At 69.8% G+C, this 24730-nt stretch carries 22 protein-coding genes and 2 pseudogenes; 15 read left to right on the forward strand and 9 right to left on the reverse strand.

Features of this window, described 5'->3' with window-relative positions:
- Positions 1-33: 33 nt before the first annotated feature.
- Positions 34-411 (forward strand): winged helix-turn-helix transcriptional regulator, encoded by a 378-nt coding sequence (locus ACZ6AA_RS00965; protein ID WP_468450597.1) that lies wholly within the window; start codon positions 34-36, stop codon positions 409-411.
- A 118-nt stretch (positions 412-529) separates the two neighbouring features.
- Here the strand turns inward: ACZ6AA_RS00965 and ACZ6AA_RS00970 are convergent, their stop codons facing one another.
- The 5 genes from ACZ6AA_RS00970 to ACZ6AA_RS00990 form a co-directional block, all read right to left on the reverse strand.
- Positions 530-1612: a 2-oxoacid:ferredoxin oxidoreductase subunit beta gene (locus ACZ6AA_RS00970; protein WP_468450599.1), complete on the reverse strand. Its 1083-nt coding sequence runs from the start codon at positions 1610-1612 to the stop codon at positions 530-532.
- Complete coding sequence (locus ACZ6AA_RS00975; RefSeq protein WP_471455693.1) at positions 1605-3539, reverse strand: 2-oxoacid:acceptor oxidoreductase subunit alpha; 1935 nt, start codon at positions 3537-3539, stop codon at positions 1605-1607. The genes ACZ6AA_RS00970 and ACZ6AA_RS00975 overlap by 8 nt, the downstream gene beginning before the upstream one ends.
- A gap of 304 nt (positions 3540-3843) precedes the next feature.
- Positions 3844-4503 (reverse strand): response regulator, encoded by a 660-nt coding sequence (locus ACZ6AA_RS00980; protein WP_468451688.1) that lies wholly within the window; start codon positions 4501-4503, stop codon positions 3844-3846.
- Between the two features lie 384 nt (positions 4504-4887).
- Positions 4888-6273 carry a sensor histidine kinase gene (locus ACZ6AA_RS00985; RefSeq protein WP_468450603.1) on the reverse strand — a complete coding sequence of 462 codons (1386 nt, stop codon included), beginning with the start codon at positions 6271-6273 and terminating at the stop codon, positions 4888-4890.
- 174 nt (positions 6274-6447) lie between these two features.
- A complete protein-coding gene (locus tag ACZ6AA_RS00990) occupies positions 6448-7632 on the reverse strand; it encodes a sensor histidine kinase (protein ID WP_468450605.1) in 1185 nt (394 codons plus the stop codon).
- Positions 7633-7892: 260 nt separating this feature from the next.
- Between ACZ6AA_RS00990 and ACZ6AA_RS00995 the strand changes: the two genes are divergently transcribed.
- The 12 genes and pseudogenes from ACZ6AA_RS00995 to ACZ6AA_RS01050 all read left to right on the forward strand — a co-directional run.
- On the forward strand, positions 7893-8294 hold the full coding sequence (locus ACZ6AA_RS00995; protein WP_468450607.1) for an NADH-quinone oxidoreductase subunit A: 402 nt from the start codon (positions 7893-7895) through the stop codon (positions 8292-8294).
- Positions 8285-8911 carry an NADH-quinone oxidoreductase subunit B gene (locus tag ACZ6AA_RS01000; RefSeq protein WP_471455694.1) on the forward strand — a complete coding sequence of 209 codons (627 nt, stop codon included), beginning with the start codon at positions 8285-8287 and terminating at the stop codon, positions 8909-8911. Before ACZ6AA_RS00995 ends, ACZ6AA_RS01000 begins: the two co-directional genes overlap by 10 nt.
- On the forward strand, positions 8908-9951 hold the full coding sequence (locus ACZ6AA_RS01005) for an NADH-quinone oxidoreductase subunit C (protein WP_471455695.1): 1044 nt from the start codon (positions 8908-8910) through the stop codon (positions 9949-9951). Before ACZ6AA_RS01000 ends, ACZ6AA_RS01005 begins: the two co-directional genes overlap by 4 nt.
- Positions 9948-10916, forward strand: a complete 969-nt coding sequence (locus ACZ6AA_RS01010; RefSeq protein ID WP_471455696.1) for a complex I subunit 1/NuoH family protein — start codon at positions 9948-9950, stop codon at positions 10914-10916. Before ACZ6AA_RS01005 ends, ACZ6AA_RS01010 begins: the two co-directional genes overlap by 4 nt.
- Positions 10916-11560 (forward strand): NuoI/complex I 23 kDa subunit family protein, encoded by a 645-nt coding sequence (locus ACZ6AA_RS01015; protein WP_471455697.1) that lies wholly within the window; start codon positions 10916-10918, stop codon positions 11558-11560. The genes ACZ6AA_RS01010 and ACZ6AA_RS01015 overlap by 1 nt, the downstream gene beginning before the upstream one ends.
- A complete protein-coding gene (locus tag ACZ6AA_RS01020) occupies positions 11557-12201 on the forward strand; it encodes an NADH-quinone oxidoreductase subunit J family protein (RefSeq protein WP_468480372.1) in 645 nt (214 codons plus the stop codon). The genes ACZ6AA_RS01015 and ACZ6AA_RS01020 overlap by 4 nt, the downstream gene beginning before the upstream one ends.
- Positions 12201-12623, forward strand: a complete 423-nt coding sequence (gene nuoK / locus ACZ6AA_RS01025) for an NADH-quinone oxidoreductase subunit NuoK (protein WP_468450619.1) — start codon at positions 12201-12203, stop codon at positions 12621-12623. The genes ACZ6AA_RS01020 and nuoK overlap by 1 nt, the downstream gene beginning before the upstream one ends.
- Complete coding sequence (locus ACZ6AA_RS01030) at positions 12620-14614, forward strand: NADH-quinone oxidoreductase subunit 5 family protein (RefSeq protein WP_471455698.1); 1995 nt, start codon at positions 12620-12622, stop codon at positions 14612-14614. Before nuoK ends, ACZ6AA_RS01030 begins: the two co-directional genes overlap by 4 nt.
- 6 nt (positions 14615-14620) lie before the next feature.
- Positions 14621-16201 (forward strand): NADH-quinone oxidoreductase subunit M, encoded by a 1581-nt coding sequence (locus ACZ6AA_RS01035; RefSeq protein WP_471455699.1) that lies wholly within the window; start codon positions 14621-14623, stop codon positions 16199-16201.
- Positions 16198-17736 (forward strand): NADH-quinone oxidoreductase subunit N, encoded by a 1539-nt coding sequence (locus ACZ6AA_RS01040; RefSeq protein WP_471455700.1) that lies wholly within the window; start codon positions 16198-16200, stop codon positions 17734-17736. The genes ACZ6AA_RS01035 and ACZ6AA_RS01040 overlap by 4 nt, the downstream gene beginning before the upstream one ends.
- A 173-nt stretch (positions 17737-17909) precedes the next feature.
- Positions 17910-18773 (forward strand): zinc metalloprotease HtpX, encoded by an 864-nt coding sequence (gene htpX, locus ACZ6AA_RS01045; protein WP_030359066.1) that lies wholly within the window; start codon positions 17910-17912, stop codon positions 18771-18773.
- Positions 18770-18898 (forward strand): annotated as a pseudogene (locus ACZ6AA_RS01050) (YccF domain-containing protein); the annotation flags it as partial. The gene htpX and the pseudogene ACZ6AA_RS01050, both read left to right, overlap by 4 nt.
- Here ACZ6AA_RS01050 and ACZ6AA_RS01055 read toward each other — a convergent pair.
- On the reverse strand, positions 18864-20831 hold the full coding sequence (locus tag ACZ6AA_RS01055) for a recombinase family protein (protein WP_471455701.1): 1968 nt from the start codon (positions 20829-20831) through the stop codon (positions 18864-18866). The pseudogene ACZ6AA_RS01050 and the gene ACZ6AA_RS01055 sit on opposite strands and share 35 nt — an antisense overlap.
- 218 nt (positions 20832-21049) lie before the next feature.
- On the reverse strand, positions 21050-21421 hold the full coding sequence (locus ACZ6AA_RS01060; protein WP_471455702.1) for a replication initiator: 372 nt from the start codon (positions 21419-21421) through the stop codon (positions 21050-21052).
- Between ACZ6AA_RS01060 and ACZ6AA_RS01065 the strand changes: the two are divergent.
- A pseudogene (locus tag ACZ6AA_RS01065) lies at positions 21384-21530 on the forward strand (GntR family transcriptional regulator); the annotation flags it as partial. The gene ACZ6AA_RS01060 and the pseudogene ACZ6AA_RS01065 overlap by 38 nt on opposite strands.
- Positions 21531-21940: 410 nt before the next feature.
- Here the strand turns inward: ACZ6AA_RS01065 and ACZ6AA_RS01070 are convergent.
- Both ACZ6AA_RS01070 and ACZ6AA_RS01075 read right to left on the reverse strand, forming a co-directional pair.
- Positions 21941-22237 carry a hypothetical protein gene (locus ACZ6AA_RS01070; RefSeq protein WP_471455703.1) on the reverse strand — a complete coding sequence of 99 codons (297 nt, stop codon included), beginning with the start codon at positions 22235-22237 and terminating at the stop codon, positions 21941-21943.
- 333 nt (positions 22238-22570) lie between these two features.
- The gene (locus ACZ6AA_RS01075; protein WP_468450632.1) at positions 22571-23131 is read right to left on the reverse strand and encodes an ATP-binding protein; all 561 of its coding nucleotides are present in this window, start codon (positions 23129-23131) and stop codon (positions 22571-22573) included.
- A 223-nt stretch (positions 23132-23354) separates the two neighbouring features.
- Between ACZ6AA_RS01075 and ACZ6AA_RS01080 the strand changes: the two genes are divergently transcribed.
- Positions 23355-24647 (forward strand): tetratricopeptide repeat protein, encoded by a 1293-nt coding sequence (locus ACZ6AA_RS01080; RefSeq protein WP_468450634.1) that lies wholly within the window; start codon positions 23355-23357, stop codon positions 24645-24647.
- Positions 24648-24730 lie beyond the last annotated feature (83 nt).

Genomic DNA, 24730 nt, shown 5'->3' on the forward strand with positions numbered 1-24730 from the left:
CCGTAAGTACCCACTTTGAAGTAAGGTACTTGCATGGCCGTAAGTACCAGCATCCGGAACGCCCAGGGCGAGCAGATGTGCCCGCACCGCCTCGTCCTTGAGCACGTCACCAGCCGTTGGGGCGTCCTCGTCCTGATCGCGCTCGCGGAGCGGTCGTACCGCTTCAGTGAGCTGCGCCGCGAGATCGGCCGCGTCAGCGAGAAGATGCTGACCCAGACCCTCCAGACCCTGGAGCGCGACGGCCTGGTGCACCGCGACGCCAAGCCGGTCATCCCGCCCCGCGTCGACTACTCCCTCACCGAGATGGGCCACGAGGCGGCCGCGCTGGTGCGCGCGCTCGGCGGCTGGGCGGAGCAGCGCATGGACGACGTGCTCGTGGCGCGCGAGAAGTACGACGCGGCGCGGCCCTGAACGTCGAACCGGCCCTGAACGTCGAACCGGTCCTGAACGTCGAAGCGGCCCGGTCCTTGGATCAGGACCGGGCCGCTTCGGCGTTCAGAACGGTGCTTCGCGCGCCGAACGGGCGGGGCTAGCCGACGACCGTCCAGGTGTCGCCCCCGGCGAGCAGCGCCCCGAGGTCGCCCTTGCCGCGCTGCTCGATGGCCGCGTCGAGCTGGTCGGCCATCAGCGTGTCGTACACCGGCCGGTCCACGCTGCGGAAGACGCCGATGGGCGTGTGGTGCAGCGTGTCGGGGTCGGCGAGGCGGGACAGCGCGAAGGCCGTGGTCGGGGACGCGGAGTGGGCGTCGTGGACCAGGATCTGCGACTGGTTCTCCTCGGTCACCGCGACGACCTTCAGATCGCCCGTGGCCGGGTCCCGGACGACGCCCTTGGAGCCTTCGGTGCCGAAGCGGATCGGCGCGCCGTGCTCCAGGCGGATCACGGCCTCCTCGGCCTGTTGCTTGTCCTTCAGGACCTCGAAGGCGCCGTCGTTGAAGATGTTGCAGTTCTGGTAGATCTCCACCAGCGCCGTGCCCGGGTGGTCGGCGGCCTGGCGAAGCACCTCGGTGAGGTGCTTGCGGTCGGAGTCCACCGTCCGCGCCACGAAGGACGCCTCCGCGCCGATCGCCAGGGACACCGGGTTGAAGGGCGCGTCGAGCGAGCCCATCGGCGTCGACTTAGTGATCTTGCCGACCTCTGAGGTCGGGGAGTACTGCCCCTTGGTGAGGCCGTAGATCCGGTTGTTGAACAGCAGGATCTTCAGGTTCACATTGCGGCGCAGCGCGTGGATGAGGTGGTTGCCGCCGATGGACAGCGCGTCGCCGTCACCCGTGACGACCCAGACGGACAGGTCGCGCCTGCTGGAGGCGAGGCCCGTCGCGATGGCCGGGGCGCGGCCGTGGATGGAGTGCATCCCGTACGTGTTCATGTAGTACGGGAAGCGGGACGAGCAGCCGATGCCGGAGACGAAGACGATGTTCTCCTTGGCCAGGCCGAGCTCGGGCATGAAGCCCTGCACGGCGGCCAGGACCGCGTAGTCACCGCAGCCGGGGCACCAGCGCACTTCCTGGTCGGACTTGAAGTCCTTCATGGACTGCTTGCCCTCGGCCTTGGGCACGAGCTTCAGAAGCGTCTCGGAACCTGTGGGCCCCTCGAGCGTGGTGTCAGCCATCGATGGCCTCCTTGAGAGCCGTGGCGAGCTGCTCGGCCTTGAACGGCATGCCGTTGACCTGGTTGTACGAGACCGCGTCCACCAGGTATCGGGCGCGGACGAGCGTGGCGAGCTGACCGAGGTTCATCTCGGGGATCACCACCTTGTCGTAACGCTTCAGGACCTCGCCCAGGTTCCTCGGGAACGGGTTGAGGTGGCGCAGATGCGCCTGCGCGATGCTCTGCCCGGCGGCGCGCAGCCGCCGTACCGCCGCCGTGATCGGCCCGTACGTCGAGCCCCAGCCGAGGACGAGCAGCCGGGCGTCGCCGCTCGCGTCGTCGACCTCCAGGTCGGGCACCTCGATGCCGTCCACCTTGGCCTGCCGGGTGCGGACCATGAAGTCGTGGTTGGCCGGGTCGTAGGAGATGTTGCCCGTGCCGTCCTGCTTCTCGATGCCGCCGATGCGGTGCTCGAGACCCGGCGTGCCCGGGACCGCCCACGGCCGGGCGAGCGTCTTCGGGTCGCGCAGATACGGCCAGAAGACGTCGGTGCCGTCCTCCAGGGTGTGGTTGGGGCCGGAGGCGAACTGCACGCGCAGGTCGGGCAGTTCGTCGGTGTCCGGAACGCGCCACGGCTCGGAGCCGTTGGCCAGATAGCCGTCGGACAGCAGGAACACCGGCGTGCGGTACGTGACGGCGATCCGGGCCGCCTCGATGGTCGCGTCGAAGCAGTCCGCCGGGGTGCGCGGGGCGACGACGGGCACCGGGGCCTCGCCGTTGCGGCCGTACATCGCCTGCAGCAGGTCCGCCTGCTCGGTCTTGGTCGGCAGGCCCGTGGAGGGGCCGCCGCGCTGGATGTCGACGATCAGCAGCGGCAGCTCCAGGGACACCGCGAGGCCGATGGTCTCCGACTTCAGCGCCACACCGGGGCCGGAGGTCGTGGTCACGGCCAGCGAGCCGCCGAAGGCCGCGCCGAGCGCCGCGCCGATGCCCGCGATCTCGTCCTCGGCCTGGAAGGTCCGCACGCCGAAGTTCTTGTGCTTGCTCAGCTCGTGCAGGATGTCCGAGGCCGGCGTGATCGGGTACGAGCCCAGGTACAGCGGCAGGTCCGCCTGGCGCGCGGCCGCGATCAGGCCGTACGACAGGGCCAGGTTGCCGGAGATGTTGCGGTACGTGCCCGTGGGGAACGCCTTGGCCGCGGGTGCCACCTCGTAGCTGACCGCGAAGTCCTCGGTGGTCTCGCCGAAGTTCCAGCCCGCGCGGAACGCGGCGATGTTCGCGGCCGCGATCTCCGGCTTCTTGGCGAACTTGGTCTTCAGGAACTTCTCGGTGCCCTCGGTCGGCCGGTGGTACATCCACGAGAGCAGCCCGAGCGCGAACATGTTCTTCGACCGCCCCGCGTCCTTCCGCGAGAGGTCGAACTCCTTCAGCGCCTCCACCGTCAGCGTGGTCAGCGGCACCGGGTGCACCTGGAAGCCGTCCAGCGAGCCGTCCTCCAGCGGCGAGGTCTCGTACCCCACCTTCTGCATGGCCCGCTTCGTGAACTCGTCCGTGTTCACGATCACCTCGGCGCCGCGCGGCACGTCGCCGATGTTCGCCTTCAGGGCCGCCGGGTTCATCGCGACCAGCACGTTCGGCGCGTCGCCCGGGGTGAGGATGTCGTGGTCCGCGAAGTGCAGCTGGAACGACGACACACCGGGCAGCGTCCCGGCGGGGGCACGGATCTCGGCGGGGAAGTTCGGCAGCGTCGACAGGTCGTTGCCGAAGGACGCCGTCTCGGAGGTGAACCGGTCACCCGTGAGCTGCATGCCGTCACCGGAGTCACCCGCGAACCGAATGATCACCCGGTCGAGGCGGCGCACGTCCTTCTCGCCCGCAGCGGCCTTGCGCTGCTCCCCTACGACGGCTTCGTCGGCCTGCTCGGCCGGGCTACTGACCTGGCTGGTCACTGAACTGGACCTCCCTCGAGGCGGCTGTGCGGGAGCGGCAGGCCGCCCTGCCCTCCCATCGCCCACCCTACGTCTGTAAGGGTCACCTTCTTAGGGCCGCTCGCATGGTGGACGCACCTTTGAGACGGCTGGATGCCCTGGTTTGTCATGCTGTGACTCGCCCCCCGGCCTTTCATGAAGACGCTCTCCGCTCATCCTTTGGTTCTAGGACCGTGTTGCGGTGGTGCGGTGTCGCTGTGCGTGACCTTGTCCCGGTGGCGGGACGAAGGGCCCCTCGGTTCAGGAGCTCGGTTCGGAAGCCCGGTCAGGAATTGAGATAGGTCAGGACCGCGAGTACCCGCCGGTGGTCCCCATCACTGGGCGAGAGCCCGAGCTTCAGGAAAATGTTGCTGACGTGCTTCTCGACCGCCCCGTCGCTCACGACCAGCTGGCGTGCGACGGCCGAGTTGGTCCGCCCCTCCGCCATCAGACCGAGGACCTCCCGCTCGCGCGGAGTGAGGCCCGCCAGGACGTCCTGCTTGCGGCTGCGCCCGAGCAGCTGCGCCACGACCTCGGGGTCGAGCGCGGTGCCGCCCTGGGCGACGCGCACGACCGCGTCCACGAACTCCCGGACCTCGGCGACCCGGTCCTTGAGCAGATAGCCCACGCCCCGGCTCGACCCGGCGAGCAGCTCCGTCGCGTACTGCTCCTCCACGTACTGCGAGAGCACGAGCACGCCGAGCCCCGGATGGCGCTGCCGCAGCAGCACCGCCGCGCGCACCCCTTCGTCGGTGTGCGTCGGCGGCATCCGTACGTCCGCGACCACGACGTCCGGCAGCGTGCCCTGTGCCGCCAGCTCCGTGATCGTCTTGATCAGCGCCTCCGCGTCACCGACCCCCGCGACGACGTCGTGCCCACGGTCGGTCAACAACCGGGTCAGGCCCTCCCTGAGCAGCACTGAATCCTCGGCGATGACCACCCGCACCTTGTCCTCCACGATGTTCTGGACCCCCACAGCCTGTCCCCGCCCCATTGACAGGCTCCAGCATCCCAGCATTCGGACGAGCCCGCGCCGGGCTGAGGTGAAGAGTGTCGTACGACTCCGAGAAGGTCCTCGCCAAAAGCCGAGGGCGACCACTCAGCCCGTCCGGCGCTTGAGGACGAGGCCGAAGGCCGATCGGCGCAGGCTGTCCCACCCGCACGACCGGCCCGCTCCGGCAATTCTCAGCCCGTCCGGCGCTTGAGGACGAGCGCGTAGCGCGATCGGGGGCGCCCCCGTCCCACCCGAAGGGGAACACCCACCCCCGGGGTCCAGGGGCGGAGCCCCGGTTTCGGGAAGGGGCGGGACTGGGGAATGCCCCGCGAGGGCTCAGCCCCGCCAGGGCAACTCGGCCGTGATCAACGTAGGCCCGCCCACGGGCGACTCGACCACCAGAATCCCGTCCACCGCGTCAAGCCGCTCGGCGAGCCCCGCAAGCCCGGACCCGGCGGAGACATCGGCCCCACCCCGCCCGTCATCACCGACCTGCAACATCAGCCGATCCTCGACCTTCCACACATCCACAGAAGCCCGCCCCGCCCCACTGTGCTTGCTGATGTTCTGCAGCAGCTCGGACACGGTGAAGTAGGCGATCCCCTCGATCGCGGCAGCGGGCCGCGCCACCAGATCCACCTCGACCTCCACCGGCACGGTGCACCGCGCGGACAGCGCGGACAGCGCGGCGTCGAGCCCCCGGTCGGTGAGAACGGCGGGATGGATCCCCCGCGCCAGATCCCGCAGCTCCTGCAACGCGACCTTCACCTCACCGTGCGCCTCGTCCACCATCCGCGCGGCCGCCTCCGGATCCTCGGCCAGCTTCTCCTTGGCGAGCCCGAGGTCCATGGCGAGGGCGACGAGCCGCGCCTGCGCCCCGTCGTGCAGATCCCGCTCGATGCGCCGCAGGTCCGCCGCGGCGGTGTCCACGACGACCCCCCGGTCCGACTCCAGCTCGACGACACGTGACACCAGGCGCGAGGGGCCGAGGAGGCCGAGGACGAGCAGCCGGTCGACGGTGGTCAGGGCGCGGACGATCCAGGGCGTGGCCAGCGTGACGAGAAGGCCCGTACCGGCGGTGAGGCCGATTTCAAAGGGGTTGTCCAGGTATATCCGGTGGCCGTCGTCTCCGTAGAGCTGGATCCCGTCCTGCCCTCCGTAGACCGGGAACAGCCAGAACCACAGCGGGTACGTCAGCATCGCCCAGCCGTACGTCCAGAAGAACGCCGTCACCACGAACGAGAACATCGCCCAGGGCATGTGGAGCAGCGAGTACAGGACGTGCCGCCAGGAGACACCACTCTTGAGGACGGCCCCCATCCACGCCATGGCGCCCTTGTCCCGGGGCTTCAGCGGGTGCGGGTCCTTGACGTCCACGCCGAGCAGCGTCCGGGCCCGGACCCGCTCCAGGGCGCCGAAGCCGCGGCAGGCCATGAGCCCCAGGGCGAGCACGGGGATGCCGACGAACGTGATCAGCAGCCCCACCCCGACCGACAGCATCATGATCGCGAAGATGAAGCCGATGATGCTGATCGGGAACGAGAGGAGCACGTAAAGGAGTTCACGCCAGGTGCGCCCCTCAAGCGGTGCGCGCAGGGCGACCGGGAGGCGGTGCAGCCGGCTCTCGCCGCGCCCGTCGCCCCGGTGGCTGCCGTGGCCGCGGTGGCCCTCGACGTCGGCTTCCATGACGTGTCCGTACCCCTGTCCGTAATCCGTGGCCATCAGTGTCATCCGTTCTGCTCGGCCCCGCGCGGGTTCGTGCCTGCTCCGCGTGAGCTTCTCCTTGTCGTACCCCCAGCGTGCGCCCCGGCGCCCGGTCGCGGCCATGGAGTGGGTCGGCGTCTTGAGCGGGGGGTTTTCCCTACCCCGCGGGGGTGCGCGGCACCCTGAGGGCCCTCAGCCCTCGCCCCGGTCGCGCCACGGCAGCTCCGCCGTGATGGTCGTCGGCCCACCTGCCGGCGAGTTGATGACGAACAGGCCGTCCACCGCGCCGAGCCGGTCCGCGAGGCCCGCCATGCCGCTGCCACCGTCCAGGCTCGCGCCGCCGCGGCCGTCGTCCCACACCTGTATCAGCAGGCGCTGCTCGGAGCGCCACACCTCGACGCTCGCCGTCCGCGCCCCGCTGTGCTTGCTCACGTTCTGCAGGAGTTCGGAGACGGTGAAGTACGCGATGCCCTCGATCGCGGCCGCGGGGCGCGTCGGCAGGTCGGCCGTCACCTTCACCGGCACCGTGCACCGGGAGGCGACCGACGAAAGGGCGGCGTCGAGGCCGCGGTCGGTGAGGACGGCCGGGTGGATGCCGCGCGCCAGGTCCCGCAGCTCCTGGAGGGCCAGCTTCACCTCGCCGTGCGCCTCGCCGACCATCGCCGCCGCCGCTTCCGGGTCCTCGAGGAGCTTCTCCTTGGCGAGGCCGAGCCCCATGGCGAGCGCCACCAGCCGTGCCTGCGCGCCGTCGTGCAGGTCCCGCTCGATGCGCCGCAGGTCGGCCGCGGCGGTGTCCACCACGACTCCGCGGTCCGACTCCAGTTCGGCGATGCGCCGCTCCAGTTCGTCGGAGCGCGACAACAGGCCACGCACCATCGCCCGGTCGGCGTTGGCGAGCAGCCGCGCGATGAACGGCAGCACCGGCCACAGCACGAACACGCCGACGGACATGACGGTGAACGTCACCACGGCCCACGGCAGCCGGATGAAGCAGTACAGCATCGTGCGCCAGCCCACCGGGTCCTTGAGGGTGGACCAGAGCCAGGTGAGGAAGCTGCCGTCGCGCCGTGACGGCGACGGCATCGGGCTCGGCTCCTCGATCCGCACGCCGAGAAGCAGCCGCGCCCGCCAGCGCTCGGCCTTGCCGAGCAGCCGCGCGCCGAACAGCGCGAACGCGAGCAGCGGCAGGCCGATCACCGTGACCGACAGTGCGCCGCCGATGCCCAGCGCCGCCACCACGTACACGAAACCGGCGATCCCGATCGGCAGGTTCACCAGGAGATGCACGATCTCCTTCCAGGTGTGCACGTCATAGGCGAAACGGGCAGGCGGTGGGCCCTGTGGCGGGGCTTCCGAGGTCGTGGTGCTCGCGGTCATACCGCAAAGGGTGCCCGGCTCGCCGCGCTCGCGCCATGAGGGGGGCCGCCGGATCGCACTGTGGATAACCCCACCCCGCCCATGCTTGGCCATGACGGTCTGCTTACCGCGTCTTTAGCAGGCCCTAGACTCCCGTGCGTACAGATCGTCGAACGGACGTGACGGCAAGCTGCTTCGTGGACCCGGTGTGACGGCGAATCGGCGAGACACGGGTGAGACGTGAGTGATGCACGCGTGAGTTTCGGGAGTGAGGGGCTGAGGTGCCAGTGACGACGCACCGCACGGACGTCGCGGCGAGCTACTTCGAGTCGTACTCCGTCGTCGGGCTGCTCGCCGTCGTGGGCGTGCTGTTCGTCGCCGTGGCCTTCGGCGCGGGCCGGCTCCTGCGGCCGGTCGTACCGACCCCGGAGAAACTGCTCACCTACGAATGCGGCGTCGACCCGGTCGGCGACGGCTGGGCCCACACCCAGGTCCGCTACTACGTCTACGCGTTCCTCTACGTCATCTTCGCCGTCGACTCGATCTTCCTCTTCCCGTGGGCGACGGTCTTCGCCGCGCCCGGTTACGGCGCCGCGACCCTCGTCGAGATGTTCATCTTCCTCGGCTTCCTGGCCGTGGGCCTGCTGTACGCATACAAGAAGGGCGTCCTCGCATGGACGTGAACCAGGAGCCCGCGGCGGAGCCCGTGCTCCTCCCGGAGCCGAAGCGCCTCGGCGTCCTGTCCCGCCTCGCCCCCGAGCCGATGAAGGTGGTCCTCAACTGGGGCCGCCGCTACAGCCTGTGGGTCTTCAACTTCGGCCTCGCCTGCTGCGCCATCGAGTTCATCGCGGCGTCCATGGCCCGGCACGACTTCATCCGCCTCGGCGTGATCCCGTTCGCGCCAGGACCGCGCCAGGCCGACCTGATGGTCGTCTCCGGCACGGTCACCGACAAGATGGCGCCCGCCGTGAAGCGGCTCTACGAGCAGATGCCCGAGCCCAAGTACGTGATCTCCTTCGGCGCCTGCTCCAACTGCGGCGGCCCCTACTGGGACTCGTACTCCGTCACCAAGGGCGTCGACCAGATCATCCCCGTCGACGTGTACGTCCCCGGGTGCCCGCCGCGCCCGGAGGCGCTGCTCCAGGGCATCCTCAAGCTCCAGGAGAAGATCGCCCGCGAGTCGCTCGGCGAGCGCTACGGAGCGAACGGGACGCGGCCGTCCACGACGGCGCTGCAAAGCGGCCTGGTCGCGCCGCCCGTGCCGGGCGCCGCGCCGGTGACGGGGGAGGACGCCGGATGACCGGCTGGCTGCCCGCTCCCGTCGAGGAGCTGTTCGGCGCCGAGGCGAGCGCCGAGGAGTCGTACGAGGTCCTGACGGTGGACGTGCCCGTGGCCTCCTGGCTCGACGCCCTGCGCACCGCCCGCGACGACCTCGGCTGCACCTACTTCGACTGGCTCAGCGCCGTCGACGAACCGGGCACCGGCTTCCGCGTGTCCGCCCACGTCGTCGCCCTTGCCCCGGTGCGGAGGCTGCTCGTCCGCACGACCGTGCCGCACGAGGCCCCCGTCCTGCCGACCGCCGTCGACGTCTACGCGGGCGCGGCCTGGCACGAGCGCGAGACCCACGAGATGTTCGGCGTCGGCTTCGACGGCCACCCCCATCTCGTACCGCTGCTGCTGCCCGAGGGCTTCGAGGGCCACCCGCTGCGCAAGGACTTCGTGCTCGCGGCGCGGGTGGCGAAGGCCTGGCCCGGGGCGAAGGAGCCGGGGGAATCCGAGCACGGCGGGCCCAAGCGCCGTCAGATGCTGCCGCCGGGCGTGCCCGACCCCAACGAGTGGGGCCCGCTGAAGGGACAGCTTCCGGCCGCTCCCGCACGGCCCGCGCGCGGGGCGGGGCGGGCCGCGGGGGAGCGCCCGGCCCGGCGCACGCGGACCGCGGGCGAGGGGTCCGCGAGCCAGGCGGAGGCGGCCCCGGCACGGCGGGCACGCAGCGTGTCGCAGGGGTCGGCTTCGCAGCGGGAGGAGGGCGCCGCGGCGGAGGCGGCGACTCCGGTGACCCCGGCCGCGGAACCTGTGGAGCCCCCGAAGGCGAAGGACGAAGCCCCCTGGCACAACGCCCGCCCGGCCTTCGACGAGACCAAACCGGAAGGCGCGCAGCCCGTGCAGCCCGCGAAACCGGAGGCTCCGGAAGCGCCGAAGGCCGCAGAGGCCCCCGCCGCCCCGGAAGCCGCAGCGGCCCCCGAAGCCCCGGAAGCCGCAGAGGCCCCCGCCGAGCCCACCGCCCCGGCCGAGCCCACCGCCCCCGACGACCCTGACAACCGCCCAGGAGGCCCGCAGTGAACGACGCCCTCGACGTCACGCTGCGACTCCTCGTCGTCTTCGTCGTCTTCCTGACGTTTCCCCTGATCATCGGCCAGACCGAGCACAAGGTGATGGCCCACATGCAGGGCCGCCTCGGCCCCATGTACGCGGGCGGCTTCCACGGCTGGGCCCAGCTCGTCGCCGACGGCGTCAAGTTCGCCCAGAAGGAAGACATCGTCCCGGCCGACGCCGACCGCCGGGTCTTCCAGCTCGCCCCGGCCGTGGCCCTGCTGCCGTATCTGCTCGTGCTGCTCGCCATCCCGATCGGCCCCGGCGAGGGCGCCGTCGGGCAGGTCGTCGACGCGGGCATCTTCTTCGTACTCGCCGTCATGGGCGTCGGCGTCCTCGGCTCCCTGATGGCGGGCTGGGCGTCGGCCAACAAGTTCTCCCTCCTCGGCGGCCTGCGCACCGCGGCCCAGCTCCTCGCGTACGAGCTGCCGATGCTGCTCGCCGCCGCTTCCGTGGCGATGGCCGCGGGCACGGTCTCGCTGCCCGGCATCGTGGACGCCTTCGAGTGGTGGTGGCTGCCCTGGCAGATCGTCGGCGCGATCGTCTTCTTCGTCGCCGGACTCGCCGAACTCCAGCGCCCGCCCTTCGACATGCCGGTCGCCGACTCCGAGATCATCTTCGGCGCGTACACCGAGTACACGGGCCTGCGCTTCGCCCTCTTCCTGCTCGCCGAGTACGCCGGGATCGTCGTCCTGTGCGGTCTGACCACCGTCCTGTTCCTCGGCGGCTGGCACGGGCCGTGGGGCGCCGACGGGCTCGGCTGGGTGTGGACGCTCCTGAAGACCGCCGTCCTCGCGTTCGTCGTGATCTGGCTGCGCGTCACCTACCCCCGCCTCCGTGAGGACCAGCTCCAGAAGCTCGCCTGGGTCCTCCTCGTCCCGCTCGCCCTCGCGCAGATCGCGCTCACCGGAATCGTGAAGGTGGCGATCAACTGATGCCCCCGGTCCCCGGTTCAGGCCTCGCCAAGGGCCTCGCCGTCACCCTCCGCACGATGACGAGGAAGACCGTCACCGAGCAGTACCCCGAAGTGCAGCCCGAACTGCCGCCCCGTACCCGTGGCGTCATCGGCCTGTTCGAGGAGAACTGCACGGTCTGCATGCTGTGCGCCCGTGAGTGCCCGGACTGGTGCATCTACATCGACTCCCACAAGGAGACGGTCCCGGCCGCCGCCCCCGGCGGCCGCGAGCGCAGCCGCAACGTCCTCGACCGCTTCGCCATCGACTTCTCCCTCTGCATGTACTGCGGTATCTGCATCGAGGTGTGCCCCTTCGACGCGCTGTTCTGGTCCCCGGAGTTCGAGTACGCCGAGACCGACATCCACGAACTCACCCACGAGCGCGACAAGCTCCGCGAGTGGATGTGGACCGTCCCCGCCCCGCCCGCGCTCGACCCGGGCGCCGAGGAGCCGAAGGAACTCGCTGCCGCCCGCAAGGCCGCCGACAAGCTGGCCGCCGAGGCCGAGAAGTCGGCCGCCGAACAGGACGCGAAGCCGGAGCCCGAGCCGAAGCCGGAGCCCGAGCCGAAGCCGGAGCCCGAGCCGAAGCCGGCCCCCGAGGCCGCGCCGGAGGGGGACGCGTGAACCTCCACATCGCCGCCGACGCCCCCCAGGGCTTCCTCTCTCCGACCGGCGTCGAGATCGCCTTCGTGCTCGTCGGACTCGTCACCCTGGGCGCCGCGGTCATCACCGTCACCACCCGCCAGCTCGTGCACGCCGCGCTCTGGCTGGTCGTCGCGCTCGGCGGCCTCGCCGTCGAGTACCTGCTCCTGACCGCCGAGTTCATCGCCTGGGTCCAGGTCCTCATCTACGTCGGCTCCGTCGTCGTCCTCCTCCTCTTCGGCCTGATGCTCACCAGGGCGCCCATCGGCCGCTCCCCGGACGCCGACTCGGGCAACCGGCCCGTCGCGCTCGCCGTCGCCCTAGCCGCGGCCGGCGCCCTGGTCTGGGTCGTCGTGGACGCCTTCCGCACCCAGTGGATCGAGCTCGACAAGCCCCAGGGCACCACCGACGTCACCGGCTCGATCCTGTTCCGGCACTGGGTCCTGCCCTTCGAGGCGCTCTCGGTTCTGCTCCTCGCCGCCCTCGTCGGCGCGATCGTGCTGTCCCGCAAGTCCAAGGACGAGCAGGACGACAACGGCCGCCAGAACCGCAACGGCCCCAAGGCCCCCAAGACCCCGGCCGACCAGAAGGCACCGAAGGACCAGAAGGAGAGGACCCGCTGATGCACCTCGCCTATCCCGCCGTCCTCGCCGTCCTCCTGTTCTGCGTGGGCCTGTACGGCGTCCTCGCCCGCCGCAACGCGATCCTCGTCCTGATGTCCGTCGAGCTGATGCTCAACGCCGTCAACCTCAACCTGGTCGCCTTCGACGTCTGGCTGCGCGACGCCCTGCACTCCGGCCAGGCCCTGACCCTGTTCACCATCGCCATCGCCGCCGCCGAGATCGGCATCGGCCTCGCGATCGTCCTCGCCGTCTACCGCAACCGCGGCACCTCCGCCGTCGACGACCTCCGCGACACCGCCGAACTGCCCGACGGCGGCGACGGCGACGACGGCGATGACGACAGTGACTCCGAAGGCGCCGCCGCCGAGGAACCCGACGAGCCCGCCCCCGGGGCGTCGCAGAAGGCTGAGGCCACCGCGTGACCACGACCACCCTCGCCGTCCTCGTCCCCCTCCTGCCGTTCCTCGGCGCCGTCGCCGGTCTGCTGCTCGGCCGCACGGTGCCCGGCCTCGTCCGCCCCCTCGCGGTGCTGCCCGCCCTGACGTCGCTCGGGCTCGCCGCCGTCGTGGCCGTGCGCCAGGGCGGCGACAAGGCCGTGGACGCGGCCACCCAGCTCACGCCCACCGGCTCGGTCCCCATCGACCTCGCCCTGCACATCGACGGCTTCGCGGCCCTCGTCGCCGTCCTCGTCGGCGTCGTCGCCTCCTGCGTGCAGATCTACTCGACGGCCTACCTGCGCGACGACCCGCGCTACCCCTCGTACGCCGCCCTGGTCTCGCTCTTCACCTCCGCGATGCTGCTCGTCGTCTACTCCGGCGACCTGATGGTGCTCCTGGTCGGCTGGGAGATCATGGGCATCTGCTCGTACTTCCTCGTCGGCCACTACTGGGAGACGCCCGAGGCGCGCGCCGCCTCCCTGAAGGCCTTCCTGGTCACCAAACTCGGCGACGTCCCCTTCCTGATCGGCCTGTTCGCCCTCGCCGTGGACGCGGACTCGTTCCGGATCACGAAGATCCTCGCCACCGTCGCGAACGGCGGCCTCGACCACCCCACCCTCATCGCCCTGCTGCTCCTCGCGGGCGTCGCGGGCAAGTCCGCGCAGTTCCCGCTGCACACCTGGCTGCCCGACGCGATGGCGGGCCCGACCCCCGTCTCCGCGCTCATCCACGCCGCGACGATGGTCGCCGCCGGTGTCTACTTCGTCGCCCGGCTCCTCCCGGTCTTCGCCGCCTCGGCCGCCGCCCTGGTCGTCCTCGCCGTCATGGCCGCCGTGACCATGGCCGGTTCGGCGCTCGCCGCGCTCGCCCAGGACGACATCAAGCGCGTCCTCGCGTACTCGACGATCGGCCAGCTCGGCTACATGACCGGCGCCCTCGCCGTCGGCGACCGCGGCGCCGCCGTCTTCCACCTCCTGTCTCACGGCGCCTTCAAGGCGCTCCTGTTCCTCGCCGCGGGCGTGATCATCCACGCCGCGGGCACCAACTCCCTCGCCGCCATGTCCCGCATGAAGGACCTGCGCGACCGCGTCCCCGACGCCTACTGGACGATGACCGTGGCGCTCCTCGCACTCGCCGCGATCCCGCCCTTCAGCGGCTTCTTCTCCAAGGAGGCCGTCCTCGGCGCCGCCGAGCACACGGCCACCGGCCACGCCGAGTCCGCCCCCGTCGCGGCGGGCTGGATCGTCCTCGTCGCGGGCCTGGTCGCGGCCCTCCTGACCGCCGCGTACGCGACCCGCCTGTGGCTGCTCGCCTTCCACGGCAGGGGAGCCGACGCCCCGGACCACGGCAGGCAGCCGGTCGCCATGACCGCCGTGCTCTGGGTGCTCGCCGTTCCGTCGCTGGCCTTCGGCGTGACCGTCGGCACCCTCCCGGACTGGTTCGACGGCCACAAGCTCGCCCCGACCCTCACCACCTCCGTCCTCGGCACGGGCGTCGCCCTCGTCGGCGCCCTGGTCACGTACGGCGCGTGGCGGCACACCACCGCGCTCGCCGCCCGCGTCCCGATCGGCGCGGTCGCCGCGCACCCCGACGCCGACGCGGGCCAGGTCGAGGCGGAGGCCATCGCGACGCACGCCCCGGCATACGGAGATGTCGCGAGCGCCCCCGACCCGGCGGACCCGGGCCGCCTCCTGCTCGGCCCGCTGCACCGCCACGCCGCCGTCGGCTTCCACCTCGACGCCCTCTACGCGGCCCTGTTCGTCCGCCCCGTCCAGGCCGGCGCCCGTCTCGTCCGCTTCCTCGACCGCGAGGTCGTCGACACGTACGTACGCGGCGCGGGCACCGCACCCCGCTGGCTCGGCGCGGCCGTCCGCCGCGCGCAGACCGGCAACGTGCAGACCTATCTGAGCGCGCTGCTCGCGGGCACCGTCGTCCTGGCGGTCGCCGCCGTCCTCGTCGCCACCGCCGGAGCGTGAGCAGCCGTGATCGGTATCAGTGAGTCAGTGATGCAGTTCCTTCTCGCGTTGATCGTCGTCGGCCCGCTCATCGGCGCCGTGGCCGCGCTCCTCCCGGCCCCGCCCGGGCTGAAGGGGAAGTCCCCGGACCAGGCCGTGCTGCGCCACGGCGTGACCGTGACCGGCGTGATCCTCATCGCCGCGATCGTCCTCGCGCTCGGCTTCGACCACGACCATCCGTCGAAGATGCAGGCCACGACGGACATCAGCTGGATTCCCGCACTCGACGTGCGCATCCACCTCGGCATCGACGGCATCTCCCTCCCCCTTCTGGTCCTGACCGCGCTGCTGACCTTCCTCTGCGCGCTGTACTCCTACTTCAAAATGCCGACCGGGCCGTCCCCCAAGGCATTCGTGGCGCTGATCCTCGTCCTGGAGTCCGGCACCCTCGCGACCTTCGCCGTCCTCGATCTGCTGCTGTTCTTCCTCGCGTTCGAGATGGTCCTCATCCCGATGTACTTCCTCATCGCCCGCTGGGGCGGCGCCCAACGGACGCAGGCCGCCTGGAAGTTCATCCTCTACACGCTGCTCGGCTCCGTCGTCATGCTGCTCGGCCTGCTCCTCATCGGGTTGCGGGCGGGCACATTCGACATGGTGGCACTCGCCACTGACAACGACCGGCAGTTGAGTACATCGGTGCAGGTCATCGCCGTTCTGGCGATCGGGATCGGGCTCGCGGTCAAGACGCCGATGTGGCCGCTGCACAGCTGGCTCCCCGACGCCCACACCGCCGCGCCCACCGTCGGTTCGGTCCTGCTCGCCGGCGTCCTGCTGAAGATGGGTACGTACGGATTCGTCCGGATCCTGCTGCCGATCGCGCCCGACGGGATGGAGACGTTCGCGCCCTACCTCGCCGCGTTCGCCGTCGTCGGGATCATCTACGGATCCCTCGCCTGCCTCGCCCTCGCCAGGCCCGGCGCGAAGGGCGACCTCAAGCGCCTCATCGCGTACTCCTCCGTCGGCCACATGGGCTTCGTGCTCCTCGGCATCTCGACCATGACGCCGACCGGCGTGAACGGCGCGCTCTTCGCCAACATCGCCCACGGCCTCATCACCGGCCTGCTGTTCTTCCTGGTCGGCGCGCTCAAGGACCGCACCGGCAGCAGCGACCTCGACACCCTCGCCAAGGAGTCCGGCGCGGCCCTGTACGGCAAGGCTCCGCGCCTCGGCGGCCTGCTCGCCTTCGGTGCCGTCGCCTCGCTCGGACTGCCGGGACTCGCCGGGTTCTGGGGCGAGATGCTCGCCCTGTTCGGCGCCTTCGAACCCGCCGACGACCTCAGCCGCCCCGCCTTCCTCACATTCATGGCGATCGCCGCGTTCGGCACCCTGCTCACGGCCGCGTACATGCTCATCGTCGTACGCCGCGTCTGCATGGGCCCGACGGCGGCGACCCAGGAGGCGCCGAAGCTCGCCGACGTCCAGGGCTACGAATTCGCCGCCTGGACCCCGCTCGTCGCCCTCACCGTCCTCGCCGGCCTCTGGCCCGCGGCCCTCCTCGGCCTCACCGACCCGGCCGTCCAGCAGCTCCTCGCAGGAGGCAAGTCGTGATCGCCGCCGAATCCACCACGAGCCTCGTCCAGTCCGTCGACTGGGTGGCCGTCGCGCCGCCCACGATCGTGGCGGTCGTCGGCCTCGCGGTCCTCGTCGCCGACCTGTTCCTGAGCGAGCGCAACAAGCACCTGCTCGGCTGGGTCTCCCTCGCGGGCCTGACCGTGGCGGGCCTGTTCCTGCTGCCCCTCACCGACTCGCACCGTTCGACGTTCTGCCTCAGCGGCCCGCGAGCCACCGCCTGCAGCTACACGGTCGACGAGTTCACCCTCGTCATCCAGCTCCTCGTCATCGGCGGCGCGCTGCTCACCGCCCTGCTCTCGATGACCGCCCTCAAGGACGCGCGGAACGCCGACAAGGAACTCCCCGAAGGGGAGTACTGGTTCCTGCTGCTGTCCTCGGCCGCGGGCGCCGCCCTGCTGCCCGCCTCCCGCGACCTCGCGACACTCGTCGTCGCCCTGGAGGTCGCCTCCCTGCCCGCCTTCGCGCTCGTCGGCCTCAAGCGCGGCGACAAGCGCTCCTCCGAGGCGGCCCTGAAGTTCTTCCTCTCCTCGGTGACCGCGACCGCCGTGACCCTCCTGGGCGTCAGCTTCGTGTACGCCGCGACGGGCACCATGCACCTCACCGAGGTGGGCGAGAAGCTCGGGAACGTCGACGGACAGCTCGACACGCTCGCGCAGACCGGTGTGGTCCTGACCCTGGTCGGCTTCGCCTTCAAGGTGGCCGCCGTCCCCTTCCACTTCTGGGTGCCCGACACCTACGTAGGCGCGCCGTTGCCCGTCGCCGCGTACCTCTCCGTCGTCGGCAAGGCCGTCGGCTTCACCGGCCTGATCCTCGTCACGGTCGTCGCCTTCCCGGAGTACGCCGACGTCTGGGGGCCCGCGCTCGCCGGGCTCGCCGCCCTCACCATGACCGTCGGCAACGTCGCCGCCCTGCGCCAGCAGTCCACGCGCGCGTACAGCGCGGTCCGGCTGCTCGCCTGGTCCTCGGTCGGCCAGGCGGGCTACCTCCTGGTGCCGATCGCGGCGGCCGGGTACGCCGACCGCCACTCCGACGTCCTGGAGACCACCGGCGCGACCGTCGCGTACGCCCTGATGTACGCCGCCGTGAACCTCGGAGCGTTCGCCGTCGCCGCCCTGGTCGGCCGCACGCAGAAGCTGAACCGTGTCAGCGACTACCGGGGCCTGTACGCCAAGAGCCCCCTGTCGGCCCTGGTCCTCGCCTTCTTCCTGCTCTGCCTGGCCGGTCTGCCGCCGGGCATCATCGGCCTCTTCGCGAAGGTCACCGTGTTCTCCACGGCGGTCGACGCGGGCCTGGGCTGGCTCGCCGTCGTCATGGCAGCCAACGTGGTGATCGCGCTCTACTACTACCTCCAGTGGACGGCGCTGCTGTTCCGCGCCCCCGAGGGCGAGCCCGCCAAGCACCACGTCCCGGCCCCCCTCACCGCGGCCATCGCGGTCACCGCCGTCCTCGGCGTCGCCCTCTCCGGGGCACCCCAGCTCGTCCTCCAGTTCGCGGAACACGGCGTGCGCTGAGCCCGGACGCACGGCCCGGATCGCCGCCGTCACCCGCGCGGCCCACACCGCTCCTGAGCGCACAAGGGAACTAGCACCCTCCGCCTGGCGTTGACCAGTAAGGGAGGGTCCACTGAACAGTGGAAGCACCAGCAAGCAGAGGGTTCCCCCGCGCACCACCAGGAGGGCGTACCGTGCACCGCCGGACCAACGGGCTGAAGACCGCCGTACTCCTCGGGGGACTGTCCGCACTCATCATCGTCATCGGCAGCTTCTTCGGGCGTATGGGCCTGATCGTCGCGCTCTTCGTGGCGGTCGGCACGAACGCGTACGCGTACTGGAACAGCGACAAGCTGGCCCTGCGCGCGATGAGGGCCCGCCCGGTGAGCGAGTTCGAGGCCCCCGAGCTGTACCGCATGGTGCGCGAGCTCTCGACGCAGGCGCGGCAGCCCATGCCCCGGCTCTACATCTCACCGACCGAGGCGCCGAACGCCTTCGCGACCGGCCGCAACCCGCGCAACGCCGCCGTCTGCTGCACGGACGGCATCCTGCGCATCCTCACCCCGCGCGAACTGCGCGGCGTGATCGGCCACGAACTGAGCCATGTCTACAACCGCGACATCCTGATCTCCTCGGTCGCGGGAGCACTCGCCTCCGTCATCATGTTTCTGGTCAACTTCGCCTGGCTGATTCCGATCGGACGCTCGAACGACAACGAAGGCCCCGGCATCTTCGGGATGCTGCTGATCATGCTGCTCGGTCCGCTCGCCGCGTCCATCATCCAGCTCGCCATCAGCCGTTCCAGGGAGTACGAGGCCGACGCGTCCGGCGCGCAACTCACCGGCGACCCACTGGCTCTGGCCAGCGCCCTGCGCAAACTCGACGCCGGTACGAAGCAGTTGCCGCTTCCGCCGGAGCCCCGGCTCGAAACGGCGAGCCATATGATGATTGCCAATCCGTTCCGGCCCGGCCAGGGCATGTCGAAGCTGTTCTCCACCCACCCGCCGATGGCGGAGCGCATCGCCCGGCTCGAACAGATGGCAGGTCGTCAGCAGTGAAGACAGTTCTGAACGTCATTTGGCTCATCCTGTGCGGCCTGTGGATGTGCTTGTTCTATCTGTTCGCGGGCGTGCTGCTGTGCATCACGATCATCGGCATCCCGTTCGGGGTGGTTCTTCTGCGTGAAGCATCGCGCTCGGGTCGACTCGCCCTTCGATGAACAGCGGAGGCAGCAACTCAGGCTCCGGAAGCGGGACCCGTTTCGTATCTGCCAGGGCCGCGTTCACACGCTCCCAGGTGTCGCCGGACGTCCAGACATTGAAGTGCCTTGAGGCTTGAACGGTGACGCCTGTGTCCTTGATGACTTGGGGCCACGACTTCCCCGTCCGCGCCTTGTAGAAGATGGCGTCCACGGACCGGCGGACTGTGTCCTTGCGGCCAGTCGGCAGCAGAGAGGAAACCCTGGCCCACTCGTCGTCTGAGAGCGAAACTGCGGGTACGTGGAGGCCAGCAGCGGCGTACCAGGCCCGCACGGTGCAGGGAACACCGCCCCGGCGATCAACGGGAACGGGACCAGTCACCGTCGCCTTCAACTCCAGCATGGACAGGATGTCCGCCTGCTGCTCGGCTTCCATGCTGGGGAACGAGTCCTTTGCCATGCTGACGAATGCTTGGATGTTGCGAGCACGGCGGTCTGACTCCTCCATCTCAGCAAGCCATTCGGCCGCTTCGTCACGTAGATTTTGAAGCTGCTGAAGTTCTTCGTTCAGGGCCGCCGTCGCGGCCTCGATAGCGTCCGCCGACTTGCTCTGCTTCGCTGTGGCCACGATCACGGCTGTGATCGACGCGTTCATTCCCTCGATCTGTTCGTCCAGGTCTGAGATCCGATCAGTCAGAGCGGACTTGTCGCCCTCCGCCATACCGATCCATTCGGCGGCCAACTGTTGGAGCTTCTCGCCGTCGCTCGCAATCTCTGTGACCTTCTCCCAGACGTGTGCTTCGAGAGCGTCAGCTTCGATGTACGAGCAGCCGCAGGACTTCTCACCAGGCGCTCGGGACATGTTGCCTCCGCATCGGTAGTAGCGGGCACCTTCCCGTTCCGAAGCACGGCTGATCCCTGTGTACGTTTTCCCGCACAGGCCGACGACACGACCACTGAGAGCATAGAACTCTCGCTTCCCACTGCTCTTCTTCGCTGTCTCAGAGACCTTGCGGCGCAGCTCCGCACTCTGCTCCTCGGTCAGGATGCGAGGCAATTTGATCGTGACGGACTCGCCCCAGACGGGGTTACCTTCCTCGTCTCTCTTTGCGTGCTTGCCACGGAAGACCAGCATGCCGTCAAGCACTGGCGTCGACATGATCCGGTCACGCAGATTCTCGCGCCTCCATGCCTTACCTGAACGAGTCTTGATTCCTTCGGACTGGAGGCGAATGGCGACCTTGCGGAGGTTGAGCCCTTCGCCGACCACGAGTTCGTACACGTACCGAATGACTGTCTCTTCGGTCTCGTCGATCGCCAAGTGCGATTCAGGTGTCCCCTTTTGGGCGACGTAGTAGCCGTAGGGAGGTGGGCCGCCGATATGGGCAGCAGGGATCAGCTCGGCTTTCTCTTGCAAGCCGCCCTGCGTGCGGTCGCGGATCGTCTCCCATTCAGTTTCGGCGTAGTCCGCGTCGCGGCGCATCTTCTTGCGCCCCTCGGTGGTGGTGTTGTCGTAGTCGTCTGCGACGACAGCGACGTATACCCCAATATCCTCAAGCGCCCAGACCCAGCGCCAGAATGCGCGGCCTTTGCGGCCGATCACGCGGCCATCCGGCACAACCACAATGTCGAAAGGGCGTGGGGTTTGCTGGGCGTCTTCCATCAGACGCTTCAGGTCACCTCGCTCCGCTGCTTCAAGGGAGCCCGAAACACCTTCGTCCTTGTACGTGCTGACGTGGGCCCATCCCTTGACGGCGATGTGCCGCGTGGTCTTCTTGCTCTGCCTGGCTACGCCATAGCCCTTCTTCTGCTCCTCAGTTGACACCCGCAGGTAGTCGACGGCGCGCAGGGTGCGTGCGCCAGTTACCGAAGAAGCCGTGTTGATGGCTAAGGGCAGGGGTGTGCTTCCATTGGACATGTCGACTCCTAGTCAGTCGGCCAGCCCCGGGGCGGTGCCAGCCGCTGCCGGGGCGTCTTCGTCAACTGCCATGATATCTGCGAGATGTGACACGTCGTCGGATCTCTCGCGATGTCCGCCGCCATGAGTACGTGATCGGAACAGAATCCGTAGAAGCCGTTGCCGCTCGGCCGGTGACAGTGTCTTGTCCGGAGTCCAGATGACCTTGGTCTCGGGCACTATGCCCACCCCCAGTCGGCCATGGCCTCGCGAGCACTCTCGCGGCTGGTGGTGAGGTCTTCTGCGATTCCTGCGGCGAGTTGGGCGGCCCCGGGGGTATGGCCAGAGCCGATGTAGTGCCAGGCGGACTCTGTGGTGGTGTGTGGATCGGCGGCCAGCGTCCTAGTCGCGGCGCGCAGATGGTTGACGCGATCGGCACGCAGCGCCGCGTACGTGGTGGAGTAGGCGCGGGACTTGGTGAGGATGTGCCCGCGAAAGCCGAGGGCGTGGGCCCAGGCCCGCAGGCGTAATGGCGCGTACTCCGCGAGCCCGCCGAGACGCCAGCAGGTGCGAACGCCGATCCTGCACCTGGCCCGCGTCACGTACGGCACCAACGACCGCCCGCTGATCCTCGAAGAACTGCGCGTCGGTGCGGACCGTGCCGAACTCGCCTACCGGATCACCGCCGAAAAACAGCCCGCGCGGCGCGCTCGCACCTGATCGCCAACGGCCATCGGTCGAAACCTTCTTCACTTCCTCAAGGGCGCGCCTGCGGCGCGCCGGGCCGCTCGGGCGCCCCGGCCGGGCGTGCGGCGTGGCCGCCGGTCCCGGCCGGTCGCCCGGCGCCCTGGTCCACGTCGCGCAGGGGAAGGGCGTGCGTCGGTCGGCTGACACGGGCCGGGGCGCACGTGGCTGGGGGTCGACGGCCTCCGAGGCTTTAGGCAGCTCCCATGGGGCGAGCCTCGAAGAACAGGGGGCCAATCGGGCACTAACGCGGGCAAGGCAGGTGCCTGCCCGATTCGCCGGGCGAGCGTAAGGCCCCCTGTTCACTCGCCCCATGGCAGCTACCACCCAAAGCCTCTGCGGCCGGCGACGTGCCCACCTGCGGCGCTCATCAGCGAAAAGGCACCTCATACCACACTGCCGTCCGCGCCTGTGGCCGACTCCAGGAACCCGGCAAGGCGGTCCACCGCTCCCGGCCAGCCCGTGACGCGCACGACCCCGCGACCGTCGCCCCCCGTCGACGCGACCGCCCGCACCTCCGACAGACCGAAGCCTGCGCCAAGGAGCGCGCGGTTCAGCCGATCAGCAGCCTCCCGCGCATCGCGCCAGCCCGTCACGTAGCCCACGCCGGGAACCCACAGACCGCAGTCATCGCTCTCCACGTCGAGGCCGTCGCTCAGCCAGTCCTCACCCGCGCCAGTCACCCTGCCCACCTCTGCCTTGATCTAGATATCGGATCCTCAACTCCCTTTGGCCAAGGCCCAGATGCACGACAGCGGCCCCGGTACCATCAGGCACCGGGGACCGCTGCGTCCCCCTCCCGGACCACCCCAGTTGCTGCCACGCGCGGGGGTGGTCCGGTCTCGGTATGAGGTTGTGAAGCGCGGCCCCTCCTCAGGAAGGGAGCTCCCGAGGCGTCCGAAGGAGCCGCGCTCCTCGCAGCCGGGCTGGGTCGGCAACCGGCTGCAAATCCAGCTCGTCGCCCACTCCTCCCCAGCGCGCAGGAGGGCGTACAGGCAGCGACGGGCCGGAGATCTCTACGGCGGCCGCTCGTCGGTCACGGCGTCAAGATCGAAGCGGCACCACACCGTCTTGCCTCCCGGCTGCTCCGGCGACCACCAGACGGAGTCGGCCAGGCGCTGAACGATCAGCAGCCCACGCCCCCGGTCCGGTAACAGGGCCTCCGGGAAGTCGCCGACCAGAGCAGGCGAGACGGACTGACCCGCTGGAAGGTCCGGCGGAGTCGAGTCTTCATCGGCTACGCCGATGCACAGCAAGCCGGGCCATGTCATCAGCGATACGTCCACGCGCCGACTGGCACCAGGGCACGCGAGGCAGCCGTCCGGCACGGCATGCTGCACGACGTTCCCGACCAGCTCCGAGACGGCGAGCCGAGCATCATCGGCCAGGCGGTCAAGCCCCCAGTCCTGAAGGCACGTTTGCACCATCTCCCGCGCCACGCGGACCGCGTCCGCTGACTCGGCGAAGAGCGTCAGCGCCCGGAAGTGCCCTGGGTTCGTGGACACCGCACGCTGTGAGGTACTCGCGTCCTGCTCGCTCTCCAGGCGCCCGCTCTGACGTAATCCCCTCGCACTCATGCCACGGCCCACCGTCCGATCTGTCGGGACGTTCCCGGCAGAGTCCGCTGAGAGTGCACCCTCTGTACCGACGGCCGCTCCCCCCTCTTGGGGACCCCCCTCGTGGGTACACTCGCGAAACGGGCAAACGAGAACGTCAGGTCTTTCACGATGGGGAAGTGAGATGGCCGGAGTCGCTCCGACACCAGCAGCGCTACCGCCGCACGTTCTAGAGCGCGCCGACGTGCGCGCAGCGATCGCCAACCATGACTTCGGCGAGGTCTTCAGGCTCGCGAGGGTGCACGGCAAGATCAGCTACGCCAAGATCGCCGAAGCCGTCGGCTACAAGCGCGAGCACATCGGCAAGATGGCCCGGCCCGAAACCAACGGCACGGGTGTGCGGCCCCGGATCACGCAGCATTTCAAGATCCTCGAAGTGGTGGACGGGCTGCGTATCCCCGGTCACCTTGCAGGGCTCGCCCCACGGCCGTGGGAGCTGGAACGAGCACCGGCCGCTTCCCGGGCGGAGGACCCGAGCACTCTCCTCGCGCAGGGCGGCGCAGGCCTGTGGGACGTTGCCGAGCTGCTACGGCGGACGGAGATGTCCAACATCAACAGCGCGGCCCTGGAGTCGATTGAGCAAGGCATCGACCAGTTGGCCCGCGCCTATCCCTACGCCGACGCCGACTACCTGCACCAGCGCACCCGCAACGGCTTGCAGTACGTCACCAAGCAACTCGAAGGCCGCATGACCCTGCGGCAGCACCGAGAACTCCTCGTCGACGCCGGATGGCTGTTCCTGCTGAACGCGTGCGTCCAGTACGACCGGGGTCAGCGCGAGGCCGCCAACCTCAGCAAGGTCGCAGCGCTCCGGATCGGCGACGAGGCCGGACACGGTGAGATCAAAGCGTGGGCATGGGAGATAGAGGCGTGGTTCGCCCTCACCCAATGCCGGTGGGACGACATGGTCACGGCCGTCGAGGCCGGGCACGCCGCTGACCAAACTCACTCTGTCGGCGTGCAGTTGTACGCACACAAGGCCCGCGCCGCTGCCCGCATGGGAGACGCCCGCTTGGTCCGCGACTCCCTGGACGCCGGGCGCGCGCGGCTGGAACGGCTTCCGCGTCCGGGCCATCCCGAGCACCACTTCATAATCGACCCGGACAAGTGGGACTTCTACGAGATGGACGCCTACCGCCTCCTCGGAGACGACGAGCGCGCCGCCACCCACGCCCGGTCAGTGATTCGGATCAGCACGGGACCCGACGGGACCAAGATCTCGCCCATGCGCGCGGCAGAGGCCCGCCTCACCCTCGGAGTTGCCGCCGCTCGCACTGGCGAGATCGAAGAAGCAGTGGGCATGGGGACCGCAGCCCTTGAAGCCAACCGGAAGTCGCTCCCGTCGCTGCTCTTGGTCGCGGACGAGTTGGACAGAGAACTCCGCTCCCGCTACCCCCGCGAAGCCACAGCGCGCGACTTCCACGAGCAGATCACAACCATCAAGCGCGGCGCAGCCAGGCCGGAACTGCCCTTCTGACGCGCAGGCCTAGGCGGCTCCTCCACCGCTGTCTCAAATCTTGCTCAGAAGATCCACTGAGTGATCGACCGTGACCGGTGAGT

This window comes from Streptomyces sp. NPDC040610 (assembly GCF_055594065.1).